Consider the following 12,910-nt stretch of genomic DNA (forward strand, 5'->3'; position numbering starts at 1 on the left):
TCCTCACCCCTCTCGCCCCGCGCGAGAGGGGAAGATGGAGCAGACAAATGAACCAGCTTACCAACTTCATGAACCCGGTCGCGAAGCCCGAAACCTTCGACATGATCAAGATCGGCATCGCGAGCCCGGAGCGTATCCGCTCGTGGTCGTTCGGCGAGATCAAGAAGCCCGAAACGATCAACTATCGCACGTTCAAGCCCGAACGTGACGGCCTGTTCTGCGCGCGCATCTTCGGTCCGATCAAGGATTATGAATGCCTGTGCGGCAAGTACAAGCGTATGAAATACAAGGGCATCGTCTGCGAAAAATGCGGCGTCGAAGTCACGGTCACGAAAGTGCGCCGCGAGCGCATGGGCCATATCGAGCTCGCCGCGCCGGTCGCGCACATCTGGTTCCTGAAGTCGCTGCCGTCGCGCATCGGCCTGCTGCTCGACATGCAGCTGAAGCAGCTCGAGCGCGTCCTTTACTTCGAGGCCTATATCGTCCTTGAGCCCGGCCTGACCCCGCTCGAGAAGTTCCAGCTGCTGACCGAAGACGAGCTGCTCGACGCGCAGGACGAATATGGCGAAGACGCCTTCTCGGCCGGCATCGGCGCCGAGGCGATTCGCGTGCTCCTCGAAAATCTCGACCTCGAGCAAGAACGCGTCGACCTGATGGAAGAGCTTGCGACGACCAAGTCGGAGCTCAAGCCCAAGAAGATCATCAAGCGCCTGAAGGTCGTCGAGAGCTTCATCGAATCGGGCAACCGCCCCGAGTGGATGATCCTTGAAGTCGTGCCGGTCATCCCGCCCGAACTGCGCCCGCTGGTGCCGCTCGATGGCGGCCGCTTTGCGACCTCGGATCTCAACGACCTCTATCGCCGCGTGATCAACCGCAACAACCGCCTGAAGCGCCTGATGGAGCTGCGCGCGCCGGACATCATCGTCCGCAACGAAAAGCGCATGCTGCAGGAAGCGGTCGACGCGCTGTTCGACAACGGCCGCCGTGGCCGCACGATCACCGGCGCCAACAAGCGGCCTCTCAAGTCGCTGTCCGACATGCTCAAGGGCAAGCAGGGCCGCTTCCGTCAGAATCTGCTCGGCAAGCGCGTCGACTATTCGGGCCGTTCGGTCATCGTGACCGGCCCCGAACTCAAGCTGCACCAGTGCGGCCTGCCGAAGAAGATGGCGCTCGAGCTGTTCAAGCCCTTCATCTACGCGCGCCTCGACGCCAAGGGTCTGTCGATGACCCTGAAGCAGGCGAAGAAGTGGGTCGAAAAGGAACGCAAGGAAGTCTGGGACATCCTCGACGAAGTCATTCGCGAGCACCCGGTCCTGCTGAACCGCGCTCCGACGCTTCACCGCCTCGGCATCCAGGCGTTCGAGCCGGTGCTGATCGAGGGCAAGGCGATCCAGCTTCACCCGCTGGTCTGCGCCGCGTTCAACGCCGACTTCGACGGTGACCAGATGGCCGTCCACGTCCCGCTGAGCCTCGAGGCCCAGCTGGAAGCACGCGTGCTGATGATGTCGACCAACAACATCCTCAGCCCCGCGAACGGCAAGCCGATCATCGTTCCGTCGCAGGACATGGTCCTCGGTCTCTATTATCTCTCGCTGGAGCGCGAAGGCGAACCGGGCGAGGGGATGCTGCTCGCCGACATGGCCGAGGTGCATCAGGCGTTGTTCACCGGCGCGGTGACGCTGCACACGAAGGTCATCAGCCGCGTTCCGCAGACCGACGAGGAAGGCAACACCTACCTCAAGCGCTACGAAACCACCCCCGGCCGCATGCTGATCGGCGAATGCCTGCCGAAGTCGCACACCGTGCCCTTCGACGTCGTCAACCGCCTTCTGACCAAGAAGGAAATCGGCGACGTGATCGACCAGGTCTATCGTCACACCGGTCAGAAAGAGACCGTGCTGTTCGCCGACGCCATCATGGCGCTGGGCTTCCGCAACGCGTTCAAGGCGGGCATCTCGTTCGGCAAGGATGACATGATCATCCCGGCGTCGAAGGAAGGGATGGTCGACGAAACCCGCGCGCTCGTGAAGGATTTCGAGCAGCAGTATCAGGACGGCCTGATCACGCAGCAGGAAAAGTACAACAAGGCGATCGACGCCTGGTCGCAGTGCGGCGACAAGGTCGCGAACGCGATGATGGATGAGATCCGCGCGACGCCGAAGCTGCCCGATGGCCGTATGGCCCCGATCAACTCCATCTACATGATGGCGCATTCGGGTGCCCGTGGTTCGCAGGCGCAGATGAAGCAGCTCGCGGGGATGCGCGGCCTGATGGCGAAGCCGTCGGGCGAAATCATCGAAACGCCGATCATCTCGAACTTCAAGGAAGGCCTGACCGTCCTTGAATATTTCAACTCGACCCACGGGGCCCGTAAGGGTCTTGCGGACACGGCGCTCAAGACGGCGAACTCGGGGTACCTGACCCGCCGCCTCGTCGACGTGTCGCAGGACTGCGTTGTGATCGAGGATGATTGCGGCACCGAACGCGGTATGGAAATGCGCGCGATCATCCAGGGCGGTTCGACGATCGCTTCGCTGGGCGAACGCATTCTCGGCCGCACGACGCTCGAAGATGTCACGGACAAGGACGGCAATATCATCGCAGCGGTGGGCACCCTGCTCGACGAAGCGATGGTCGCGAAGATCGAGGAAGCCGAAGTGCAGGCGGTCAAGATCCGCTCGCCGCTGGTTTGCGAAGCGACCCTCGGTGTCTGCGCCAAATGCTACGGTCGCGATCTCGCGCGCGGTACGCCGGTCAACATCGGTGAAGCGGTGGGCGTCATCGCCGCCCAGTCGATCGGTGAGCCCGGCACGCAGCTGACCATGCGGACCTTCCACATCGGGGGCGCGGCGCAGGTCAACGAGCAGTCGAACCTCGAAGCGATCTCTGACGGCACGATCGAATATCGCGACATGGCGACGATCGTCGACCAGCGCGGTCGCCGTCTGGCGCTGTCGCGCTCGGGCGAAATCGCGGTCATCGATAGCGAAGGCCGGGAACGTGCGACGCACAAGCTGCCCTATGGTGCGCAGATCATGCACAAGGACGGCGAGAAGGTGAAGAAGGGCGACCGGATTGCCGAATGGGATCCGTTCACCATGCCGCTGATCACCGAAAAGCCGGGTGTCGTGAAGTATCAGGATCTGATCGATACCAAGACCCTGATCGAACAGGTCGACGAAGCGACCGGCATCGCGCAGCGCGTCGTCATCGAGTATCGCGCCGCCGGCCGCGGCAAGAAGGAAGACCTTCAGCCGCGCCTGACCTTGCTCGACGACGCCTCGGGTGAAGCTGCGCGCTATCTGCTCGCGGTCGGCACGATGCTGTCGGTCGAGGACGGCCAGGAAGTGCAGGCGGGCGACGTTCTGGCCCGTGTGACCCGCGAAGCGTCGAAGACGCGCGACATCACCGGCGGTCTGCCGCGTGTTGCCGAGCTGTTCGAAGCGCGCATCCCGAAGGACAATGCGGTGATCGCCAAGATCAGCGGCCGCATCGAATTCGTGAAGGATTACAAGGCGAAGCGCAAGATCGCGATCGTTCCGGAAGAGGGCGATCCGATCGAATATCTGATCCCGAAGTCGAAGGTTCTCGAAGTGCAGGAAGGCGACCAGGTCAAGCGCGGCGATGCGCTGATCAGCGGTTCGCCGAACCCGCACGACATCCTCGACGTAATGGGCGTGGAAGCGCTGGCCGAGTATCTGGTCGCGGAAATCCAGGAAGTCTACCGGTTGCAGGGCGTGAAGATCAACGACAAGCACATCGAGGTGATCGTTCGCCAGATGCTGCAGAAGGTCGAGATCACCAACGGCGGCGACACCACGCTGTTGCCGGGCGAGCAGCTCGATTATCTGGAGATGATGGAGTATAACGCCAAGCTGCCGAAGAATGGCGTGCCTGCGGAGGGCCGTCCGGTCCTGCTCGGGATCACCAAAGCCAGCTTGCAGACCCGCAGCTTCGTTTCGGCCGCGTCCTTCCAGGAAACGACCCGCGTCCTCACCGAGGCGTCGGTGCAGGGCAAGGTCGATTCGCTGATGGGCCTCAAGGAAAATGTCATCGTCGGCCGCCTCATCCCGGCGGGCACCGGCGCTGCCATGAACCGCGTTCGCGTCACCGCGTCGTCGAAGGATGCCGCGCTCCGTGCCGCGATGCGCAACGCCACCGAGGCGCATCTGATCGCGCCGCAGTCGGCGGCCGAGGAACATGCCGCCGAACTGGCGCAGGGCCCCGAAGCCGCGATCGGCGACGATCCGCTCGGCGCGGTCGAGGGTGAAACCCACGGCACCGACGCCGATGCCGGCGATTATCTGATCCAGAGCGACGGGGAATAAGCCCCTCGGAGCCTGACAGAAACAAGCCCCGCCGGAGCGATCCGGCGGGGCTTTTTCTTTGCCGCCAAACTGATAGCCTGCGCCTTCGTTCGGGAGGGAGTGGGATGATGCGGGCTTATCTGATCGGTGCCGGGCTGTTGCTGGCGGTCTCGCCGGCGGCGGCGCAGGACAATAGCAATATCGAAGGCGAGGTGGTGGTGACGGCGCAGCGCGCGTCGGCCGACTATCTCTCGGACGAGCAGACCGTGGTCGGGCTGCGGCGGACCGCCGATAGCGCGATCCAGCCGGTCCAGTTCACCTCTGACTCGCGCGATGAGGATATGCGAAAGCGCGAAATTCATGCGATGCTCGAAGCCGCGATCCGTCGCGCTGATAGTGCCGGGGTAGAACTCGTCACCGGCGAATTCGAACTCACCAAGCTGACGCTCGCCAACTTCAAGGATTTGGTCTTCGGGCGCGGCCAGCGCCCCGACACCAGCGAGATCGAGCTCTATGTGAAGGCTAGCCTCGCGGGATCGGTCGGCAGCGCGCAGGGACGGATCGACAATTTCATCAAGGCGGTGCCGCCCAACGGGCGCGCGCTGCTGGAGAAGAACGGCGAGATCACGCTGACGATCATCAACCCCGACCAGTATCGGCCCGAGATCGTCAAGCTGGTCGCAGGCGAGGCGCTCAAGACCGCGGGTGCCTTCGGTCCCGACTATGGCGTCGAGGTCGCGGGGCTCAATGAACAGCTCATCTGGGCGCAGGCGAGCGCGACCGAGGTGTTCCTCTATATCCCCTATCGCTTCACGGTGCGGCCCAAATGAAAAGGGCCCACCGATCGAGGCCGGTGAGCCCTTGGTCTTTTTGGGAAATTTGCGGGCCGGTGCGACTGCGCCTGAAAGGCGGGCCGGCCCGGGCTGCGTTACGGCGCGAGGATCGCGACGGTCAGGTACAGCAGCAGCGGAAGGCCGAAGCCGAGCAGCGTCAGGGCGACAAAGGCGACGCGCGTCCACAAGACGTCGAAGCCGAACTGGTCCGCAATCCCGGCACACACACCGAAGATCACCCCATCGCGACGATTCTTGCGAAAACCCTGTTTCATTTCTTTCCTTTCCATCCCGGCCCGTCGGGACCGGCGTTGTTCGCGGGGTACGGGGGCTGGTTAAGCAACCAGCCCGCCGAAGTGCGCTGCGTTCGGACCGACAGCGGCGAGGAACATGAGCGAGCAATAAGCCGAAGCAACCGCGGCGATCGCGTAGCTCTTGAGCGATTCAACATTGAAGTGGGCCATTTACCTATCCTTTTTCCATCCTCCATCCGGACCATCCGGTGGATGCCGAAGGTAATGCAGGAGCCGTGCCAATTTCATTCAGCGCTGGTTAACCGCCGTTTTTGAGCTGGAGATAGAATATTTCAGCGCGCTCTTTGCGGGTCTTTGGTAAAAATTCCCAATTTTGGGAAAAATTTGATATCGCTATTCGAGATGTGCTCGGGGATGACGGGTGAAGAGGCGTGCGGTGGGCTGGCGTCGCCCCTTATGGTGCGGTAGCGCCGTCGCCATGACGCTCGCCCGCCTCTCGCTGACCGACTTTCGCAATCATGCCGGCGCGGACATGGCGGCGGGGCCGGGGCTTGTGGCGCTGCACGGCGACAATGGCGCGGGCAAGACCAACATATTGGAGGCGATCTCGCTGCTCGCGCCGGGCCGCGGGCTCCGTCGCGCCGCGCTGTCCGACATGGTGCGCGACGGTGCGACCGGCGGCTTCGCGATCTTTGCCGAGCTGCTTGCCGCGGCCGATGCCGACTTGCCGCCGGTCGCGCTGGGCACGGGGATCGAGCCCGCGCATCCCGGGCGGCGGATCGTGCGGATCAACGGCGCATCGGCGGCGGCGGCCTCGCTCGGCGAATGGCTCGCCGTGCTGTGGCTTACCCCCGCGATGGACCGGCTGTTCGTCGAGACGGCGGGCAACCGCCGCCGCTTCCTCGACCGGCTCGTCCTCGCGCTCGACCCGCGCCATGCGCAGCACAGCAATCGCTATGACGCGGCGCTGCGCGCGCGCGGCAAGCTGCTCGCCGATATGGCGACCGCCGACCAGCAATGGCTCGCCAGCCTCGAGGCGCAGCTTGCCGAGCATGGCGCGGCGATGGACGCGGCGCGGCAGCGGACGCTCGCGGCGCTGTCGGCCGAGCTCGCCGGCCAGCCCGATGCGCCCTTTGCGCGCCCGCTGCTGACGCTCGTTGCCGCCGACGGCGTACCGCGCCAGGCGCCCCACGATGCCGAAGCGCTGAAGACGCTCTTCGCGTCGCGCCGCCGTATCGACGCCGCCGCTGGCCGCGCAACGGCCGGGCCGCATCGCGACGACCTGTTGGCGGTCCACGCCGCGACCGGCCGCGCCGCGGCGCGGTGCTCGACCGGCGAACAGAAGGCGATGCTGCTCTCGCTCGTTCTCGCGCACAGCGATTGCGTCGCGCGTGGACGCGGCCAGCGCCCGGTGCTGCTGCTTGACGAGGTGGCGGCGCATCTCGACCCGCTGCGCCGCGCCGCGCTTTACGACCGGCTGGCGGCGCAGGGCGGACAAGCCTGGCTCACCGGGACCGAGGCGGCGCTGTTCGCCGACATGCCGGGGCCGGTAACGCGCTTTCACATTGCGGGTGGGCGGATCGGGCCGGGTTAGGTCCGGCCGGCGATCGCCTGCCGGTCGAAGCTGTTGCCGCCCTCATCGCACCTGAAAGGCCGCTCCCCAACTCGACGTCTTCCCCTTCAACGAACCGGCGGGTCCACCGGCGGCACCGCGCCGACGGGCGCGACTGGCTCGCCGGGGGTGCGCGGCGGCAGCGCGTCGGGCGGGACGGCGCCGATCTGCATGTCGGGGGTGGCGACGTGCTCGAGGTTGCGGACGCGGGCGTCGATCCGGCCGCTTGCGATGGTGAGTTCGTTGAAACCCGGCGGTGTCGAACGCAGCCGTTTCGACAGCGTCCCCGCGCCGATCATGCGGATCGGGCCGGCGCTGGTTTCCTTCAAGAGGTCGAAGGCGTCATGGACGTGGCCGGTGAGCACCGCCGCGACCCCGCGTGCCGCGAGTTCGGTCAGCGCGCGCTCGCCGCCGCGCGTGAGGGCGCGGCCCTTCGTCCCCGCCTCGACGAGCGGATGGTGCGCTGTCACCAGCACATCGGTGCCGGCGGGCAGCGCGTCGATCGCCGCCAGCGTCCGGTCGAGCGCCCGCCGCGTGACCCATCCTTTGGACCAGTCGAGCCGCCACTGCGCGCGCGCCGTGGTCTTGAGCGGCACGACCGCGACGCCATCGAGGTCGAGTTCGCGTTCGACCAACCCCTCAATCCGGCGGATGCGCGCATAGGGACGGAAAAAGCGCGCGACGGGGTTGAAATAGGGCAGGTCGTGATTGCCGACCTCGACCGTCACCGGCACATCGAGGGCCGCGATCCAGTCGCAGGCCGCGGCGAATTCGCGGCTGCGCGCGCGCATCGTCAGGTCGCCGGTGATCAGCACAGCAGCCGGATGTTCGACGCGCACGCAGCGGGCGAACCAGTCGAGGGCACTACGATCCTCAAGCCCGAAATGCAGATCGCTGATATGGAACAGCCGCTTCATAGGGTGGCGACGAAATCGACTGCGCTCAGCGCAAGCCCGAAGCGCGCGGGCGATCCGGTCTCGGCCAGTTCGCCATCATATTCGAGGCTGATCGGTGCATCGCTTTCGAGGACGATCGTCTCGCTTTGCGCGATTTCCTCGCTCGGCCCGTCGCGGAAATCGCCGCCAAGCCAAGCCAATCCGTGGCGCAGCACGTCGATTGTCCCTTCGGTCAATATGCCGTCGGCGCGCACCCCGGCCTCGGTCGGGGTGAGGATGACGGCCGGATAGGCCTTGCCGTGCCCCGCGACGCGCACGCCGGGCGCGTTCATCATCGCCTCGAGCGCGTCGGGCGCCGCGCGCCCCGCTTCGAGCAGCCCCTCTTGGCGCATCGTCTCGCGCACCTCGGCCCAGTGCGTTGCCGGCCCTGCGACGATGGTGATGAACGCCTCGCCGCCTGCCGAGCGGATCGTCGGGACCGGCCGGCGGCGTCCTTTGCCCATGAGCGCGTCGGTCAGTATCTCGGGCGCCGGGCGGTCGCCGTGAAGCGCCTTGGACAAGAGGTTGAGCGTGCCGCCGGGCAGCGGGAGGATCGCGCCATTCCAGCCGACCGCCGATCGGGCCGCGGCGTTGATCGTCCCGTCGCCGGTCCACACGAGCAGCAGGTCGATGTCCCGCTCGCGAAGGGTCGTCGCGTCGGGAACCGCGCCATCGGGCAGTTCGAAAGTGGCGACGAGCGGCGTGCCCGCATCGCGGCACGCCGCCTCGATCGCAGCGCGGATCGCGGGATCGTGGCTGCCGCTCTGGATGTTGCAGACGAGGGCGGGGCGGGTGAAGGGGCTGGTCATGGCCTGTTCTACGCATGAGCGGGAAAAAGGTCGCTTCCTCCCGTCCTCGTCGGCCGGGACTTGATCCGGGGTCCATGAGTCCCGCCCCGCTGCGCCATCTTGTTCGGCGCCGCGCCGCCCTGTAGGGCGCGATAGCTATGACAGCGCGCGCAGCCAAAGGACGGCGTTTGATCAAGTTCATCATCGTTCTGGTGTTGCTCCTGCTGCTGTTCGGCAGCGGTGCGAAGATGGTCGTGGCGGGCGGCGCGAAGTCGCTCGACCTGGCCGACAAGTTGTTCGGGTCGGATGGCGGCGCGCGGCTGGTGATCGGCGATCAGCCCTATGGCAACGGGCCGCGGCAGTCGCTCGACATATGGGTGCCGGAGAATGCGAAGCAGGGCGACAAGCTGCCTGTGATCGTCTTTTTCTATGGCGGCGGCTGGGACAGCGGCGCGCGTGAAAGCTATGGCTTCGCGGGCCGCGCGCTGGCTCAGAAGGGCTTCGTCGTCGTCATTCCCGATTACCGGTTGGTTCCCAAGGCGCATTGGCCCGATTTCCTGGAGGACAGCGCCAAGGCGGTCGCATGGACGCATCGGCACATTGGCGACCTCGCGGGCGATCCCGATCGCATTGCGCTGATGGGCCATTCGGCGGGTGCCTATAATGCGGTGATGCTGGCGCTCGATCCGCAATGGCTGCGCGGCGCGAAGAGCGACCCGTCGATCATCCGCGGCGTCGCGGGGCTCGCCGGCCCCTATGATTTCCTGCCGATGGAGAAGGGCGGCAGCGCCGAAAAGGCGATGGGCAAGGTGCGGCCCGCGGAGAAGACGCAGCCGATTGCCTACGCGCGCGGCGATGCGCCGCCGCTGTGGCTCGCGACGGGCGACGAGGATGAAACGGTGCGCCCGCGCAACAGTCAGAACCTCGCGGCGGCGATCGAAAAGGCCGGCGGATCGGCGGCGCTGCGCATCTATCCCGGCGTGGGGCACACCGGCATCGTCATGGCGCTGTCGGCGCCCTTCCGGTCGCGGGGGCCGGTGCTCGACGACGCGACCGACTTCCTGCGCGGCGTCACCGGCCGCCGTGTCGCGCCCGCGACGGACGCAGCCGAATGACGATCCCTGCGATCGTCCTCGCCGGCAGCCGCCCCGGCCCCGATCCGCTGCTGAGCGGCAGCGGCGTTTCGACAAAGGCGCTGCTCCCGATCGCGGGGAAGCCGATGCTGGTCCATGTCGTGACCGCGCTGCGCGACTCGCCACACATCGGGCCGATCACCATCCTTGCGCAGAACAGCGCCGAGCTGGCCGCCGAGCCTATGCTTGCCGGTGTCGAGGGGCTGCATTTTGCAGACTCGGGGCAAGGGATCAGCAGCTCGCTCGCCGCGGCGCTGCCCGACAGCGACGCGCCCATTTTGTTAACGACCGCCGACAATGTGCTGCTCACGCCATCGATGATCGCGGAGTTCGTGGCGGGCGCGGAGGACAGCGACGTCGCGGTGGCGATGGTCGAGAAAGCTGTTTTGCTCGCGCGCTATCCCGAATCGCAACGCACCTGGCTCAAGTTCCGCGGCGGCTGGTGGTCGGGCGCGAACCTGTTTCGCCTCGGCGGGCGGCGCGTGCTGCCCCTGCTCGACTTCTGGGGGCGGATCGAGCGTGACCGCAAGAAGGGCTTGAAGATCATCGCGGCGTTCGGCCCCTGGCTGTTGCTCGGCGCGCTCTTGCGGCTCTTCACGATCGAGCAGGGGATCGCGCGTGCAGGCCGGCGGTTCGGGCTGCAGGCGAAGGTGGTGCCGATGTCCGAGCCCGAGGCGTGCATCGACGCCGACAAGCCCGCGGACATCGAGCTGATCGAACGGATATTTGCCGCGCGGCGCCAAGGCGCTATAGGGGCGCCCCTATGAGCATCGACAAAGCCATCATCCTGTCGGCCGGGCAGGGCTCGCGCCTGCTGCCGCTGACCCGCGACATCCCCAAATGCCTGATCGAATTCAATGGCCGCAGCCTGATCAGCTGGCAGGTCGCGGCGCTCGTCGCCAACGGCATCAAGGATATCGTCGTCGTCACCGGCTTTCGTACCGAGCGGGTCGAGGACCATGCGCTGCAGCTCTATCGCGACACCGGCGCGCGCATTCGCACCTTGTTTAATCCCTTCTTCCAGGTCGCCGACAATCTCGGCACCTGCTGGATCGCGCGCGAGGAGATGGACCGCGATTTCATCATCCTCAACGGCGACACCATCGTCTCGGACGAGATCGTCGCGAAGCTGATCGAAGGCGCTAGGGAGCCGATCAACGTCACCGTCGACGTCAAAGGCGAGTATGACGACGACGACATGAAGGTGAACCGCGACGCCGAAGGGCGGCTTCACGCGATCGGCAAGCGTCTGCTGCCCCCCGACACCAATGCCGAATCGATCGGGATGCTCGCCTTTATCGGCGATGGCCCGTCGATCTTCCGCAACCAGGTCGACCAGATGATGCGCACCCCCGACGGGGTCGAACGCTGGTATCTGCGCGCGATCGACATCATCGCGAAGGGCAACCGCGTCGGCACCGTGTCGATCGAGGGGCTCGAGTGGCAGGAGGTCGACTTCCCGCAGGACGTCGAAGCCGCCGATGCGCTCACCGCAAAATGGGCGGCCGCGGGGCGTTACGCAAAATAGGGTTTGAGCCAGCCGGTGAGCGCGGGGATTTGCGCGTCGTCGAGCTTCACCGCCTGCCCCAGGTCGGGCTGGCCCGGCCAGCCGGCATCGGCGACCGTCAGTCCCGCGCCGCTGCGTTCGCCATCGTAACGCGGCAGGACGTGGAAATGGACGTGCGGGTCGACCATCATCAGCATCAGATAGTTGATCTTGGAATAGCCGACCGCTTTGCCGAGCGCGGTTTCGATTGCCGAGGTCGCGGCCTTGAGTTCGGCGTGCGCCGCGGCGGAGAGGTCGCCAAAGGCCGTCGCATCGGATTTCGCCGCGAGCACCAGCGCGCCGAGCGTCGGCTGCGCGGGGCGGAGCAGGACGACCCAATGCTCGAACTCGGCAACCAGCGTGGCGGGGAAGCCGAATTTCTCGATCGTGGCGTTCATGGCTGCGCTTCCTCCATCCAGCTGACGATCGGACGGCCCGCCCGGTGCTGCGCATAGGCCTGCACCAGCCGCACCGCGTGGACGACCAGCGAGATGACGGTCCACCACGCAAGCGCGATGAGGCCGAGGTCGGGGCGTCCGGCGAGCGTCGCGACGAACAGGATCACCATGTTCGGATTGCGCCGCGCGGTGACGAGGCGGAAATCGCTGTCGAATTTCTGCCAGACGTGGATGTCCATGCCGAAATCCTTGATGAACAGCCCCTCGATCACGCGCTGGAGGATATAACCCGCGATCACCGCGACCATGATCCAGACGAACGTCGAGGTCGGCAGCGCCAGCCCCCAGCTCGCAAGGCCGACCCCCCAGAAATACCACCAGAAGGGCGGATGGATCAGATCGACGCCATGGTCGGCGACATTGCCCCATTTGGACGAGGTGATCGTACAGCGCGCGAGCTTGCCGTCGACGGTGTCGAGCACCATGAAGATGAAGCCCGCGAGCATCCCCCACCAATAATCGCCGATAGCAAAGAGATAGGTCGCATAGACGCAGAGCGTCGCGCCGATCGCGGTGACCATGTTCGGCGTCATGCCGATGCTGGCCGCGATGCGGGTCAGCCAGAGGGCGAGTTCGGGCCAGAGATATTTGGTCAGCGCGTCGGTGACGCCCTTGTAGGCACCGAAATAGCTTTTCCGCTCGATCTGGCGCCGCGTCTCTGGGGTCAGCGGCTGGATGAACGGGCAGTCGAGTTTGCGGAGCTGGCGGTTGTAGATTTGCGGATTGTCGCGATATTCGATGATCCGCACACGGCTGTCCTGTGCCGCCACCTCGGGCGTGCGGCCGCCGGTCAGATAAGCGAGCACGGGTTCGCCGCCATCGACGACCATCGTGTCGGGAAGCGTCAATATGTGCCGCAACCAGAGCGGGTCGAAGACATAGGCGAGGTTGGCATAGAGATGCGCGCCCGTTGCATCGGTGTCTTCGGGCAGACCCTCGGCGCGCGCGAGGCGGCGCAGCCGTTCGGCGTTGGTCATGCCCCACAGCAGGGTCGAATTGTCGCCGAAAGCGATCAGGGCGGGCGGCGCGGAGGCAGTGGTCATC

Annotated in this window: 12 protein-coding genes; 6 read left to right on the forward strand and 6 right to left on the reverse strand. The window is 65.8% G+C overall.

Going from position 1 to position 12,910, the window contains the following annotated elements:
- Positions 1-47 precede the first annotated feature (47 nt).
- Together rpoC and ATE64_RS00215 are read left to right on the forward strand one after the other, a co-directional pair.
- Entirely contained in the window at positions 48-4,328 is a 4,281-nt protein-coding gene (gene rpoC, locus ATE64_RS00210; RefSeq protein WP_058455573.1) for a DNA-directed RNA polymerase subunit beta', read from the forward strand.
- 104 nt (positions 4,329-4,432) lie between these two features.
- Positions 4,433-5,137: a hypothetical protein gene (locus ATE64_RS00215; RefSeq protein WP_058455574.1), complete on the forward strand. Its 705-nt coding sequence runs from the start codon at positions 4,433-4,435 to the stop codon at positions 5,135-5,137.
- 98 nt (positions 5,138-5,235) lie between these two features.
- On the opposite strand, the gene ATE64_RS00220 is transcribed toward ATE64_RS00215, so the two are convergent.
- Positions 5,236-5,415, reverse strand: a complete 180-nt coding sequence (locus ATE64_RS00220; protein ID WP_058455575.1) for a PspC domain-containing protein — start codon at positions 5,413-5,415, stop codon at positions 5,236-5,238.
- 60 nt (positions 5,416-5,475) lie between these two features.
- A complete protein-coding gene (locus ATE64_RS22300) occupies positions 5,476-5,604 on the reverse strand; it encodes a hypothetical protein (RefSeq protein ID WP_269433187.1) in 129 nt (42 codons plus the stop codon).
- A gap of 268 nt (positions 5,605-5,872) precedes the next feature.
- Between ATE64_RS22300 and recF the strand changes: the two genes are divergently transcribed.
- The gene (gene recF, locus ATE64_RS00225) at positions 5,873-6,988 is read left to right on the forward strand and encodes a DNA replication/repair protein RecF (protein ID WP_058455576.1); all 1,116 of its coding nucleotides are present in this window, start codon (positions 5,873-5,875) and stop codon (positions 6,986-6,988) included.
- Positions 6,989-7,074: 86 nt separating this feature from the next.
- On the opposite strand, the gene ATE64_RS00230 is transcribed toward recF, so the two are convergent.
- A complete protein-coding gene (locus ATE64_RS00230; protein ID WP_058455577.1) occupies positions 7,075-7,923 on the reverse strand; it encodes a metallophosphoesterase in 849 nt (282 codons plus the stop codon).
- Positions 7,920-8,750 carry a diacylglycerol kinase family protein gene (locus ATE64_RS00235; RefSeq protein WP_058455578.1) on the reverse strand — a complete coding sequence of 277 codons (831 nt, stop codon included), beginning with the start codon at positions 8,748-8,750 and terminating at the stop codon, positions 7,920-7,922. Before ATE64_RS00235 ends, ATE64_RS00230 begins: the two co-directional genes overlap by 4 nt.
- A gap of 167 nt (positions 8,751-8,917) precedes the next feature.
- Between ATE64_RS00235 and ATE64_RS00240 the strand changes: the two genes are divergently transcribed.
- From ATE64_RS00240 to ATE64_RS00250, 3 genes are read left to right on the forward strand one after another with little or no spacing between them, the layout of a single operon-like run.
- Positions 8,918-9,844 carry an alpha/beta hydrolase gene (locus ATE64_RS00240; RefSeq protein ID WP_058455717.1) on the forward strand — a complete coding sequence of 309 codons (927 nt, stop codon included), beginning with the start codon at positions 8,918-8,920 and terminating at the stop codon, positions 9,842-9,844.
- Positions 9,841-10,629 carry a nucleotidyltransferase family protein gene (locus tag ATE64_RS00245; RefSeq protein ID WP_058455579.1) on the forward strand — a complete coding sequence of 263 codons (789 nt, stop codon included), beginning with the start codon at positions 9,841-9,843 and terminating at the stop codon, positions 10,627-10,629. Before ATE64_RS00240 ends, ATE64_RS00245 begins: the two co-directional genes overlap by 4 nt.
- Complete coding sequence (locus ATE64_RS00250) at positions 10,626-11,390, forward strand: phosphocholine cytidylyltransferase family protein (RefSeq protein ID WP_058455580.1); 765 nt, start codon at positions 10,626-10,628, stop codon at positions 11,388-11,390. The genes ATE64_RS00245 and ATE64_RS00250 overlap by 4 nt, the downstream gene beginning before the upstream one ends.
- Here the strand turns inward: ATE64_RS00250 and ATE64_RS00255 are convergent.
- Positions 11,378-11,806, reverse strand: a complete 429-nt coding sequence (locus ATE64_RS00255) for an HIT family protein (RefSeq protein ID WP_058455581.1) — start codon at positions 11,804-11,806, stop codon at positions 11,378-11,380. The two genes, ATE64_RS00250 and ATE64_RS00255, sit on opposite strands and share 13 nt — an antisense overlap.
- Complete coding sequence (locus tag ATE64_RS00260; RefSeq protein WP_058455582.1) at positions 11,803-12,909, reverse strand: CDP-alcohol phosphatidyltransferase family protein; 1,107 nt, start codon at positions 12,907-12,909, stop codon at positions 11,803-11,805. Before ATE64_RS00260 ends, ATE64_RS00255 begins: the two co-directional genes overlap by 4 nt.
- Position 12,910 lies beyond the last annotated feature (1 nt).

Origin of the sequence: Sphingopyxis sp. H073 (genome assembly GCF_001468395.1) — a bacterium.
Taxonomy (GTDB): domain Bacteria; phylum Pseudomonadota; class Alphaproteobacteria; order Sphingomonadales; family Sphingomonadaceae; genus Sphingopyxis.

Coding starts and splice junctions, on each gene's coding strand:
- rpoC (WP_058455573.1), top strand. CDS start 48: ATGAACCAGCTTACCAACTTCATGAACCCGGTCGCGAAGCCCGAAACC.
- ATE64_RS00215 (WP_058455574.1), top strand. CDS start 4,433: ATGATGCGGGCTTATCTGATCGGTGCCGGGCTGTTGCTGGCGGTCTCG.
- ATE64_RS00220 (WP_058455575.1), bottom strand. CDS start 5,415: ATGAAACAGGGTTTTCGCAAGAATCGTCGCGATGGGGTGATCTTCGGT.
- ATE64_RS22300 (WP_269433187.1), bottom strand. CDS start 5,604: ATGGCCCACTTCAATGTTGAATCGCTCAAGAGCTACGCGATCGCCGCG.
- recF (WP_058455576.1), top strand. CDS start 5,873: ATGACGCTCGCCCGCCTCTCGCTGACCGACTTTCGCAATCATGCCGGC.
- ATE64_RS00230 (WP_058455577.1), bottom strand. CDS start 7,923: ATGAAGCGGCTGTTCCATATCAGCGATCTGCATTTCGGGCTTGAGGAT.
- ATE64_RS00235 (WP_058455578.1), bottom strand. CDS start 8,750: ATGACCAGCCCCTTCACCCGCCCCGCCCTCGTCTGCAACATCCAGAGC.
- ATE64_RS00245 (WP_058455579.1), top strand. CDS start 9,841: ATGACGATCCCTGCGATCGTCCTCGCCGGCAGCCGCCCCGGCCCCGAT.
- ATE64_RS00250 (WP_058455580.1), top strand. CDS start 10,626: ATGAGCATCGACAAAGCCATCATCCTGTCGGCCGGGCAGGGCTCGCGC.
- ATE64_RS00255 (WP_058455581.1), bottom strand. CDS start 11,806: ATGAACGCCACGATCGAGAAATTCGGCTTCCCCGCCACGCTGGTTGCC.
- ATE64_RS00260 (WP_058455582.1), bottom strand. CDS start 12,909: ATGACCACTGCCTCCGCGCCGCCCGCCCTGATCGCTTTCGGCGACAAT.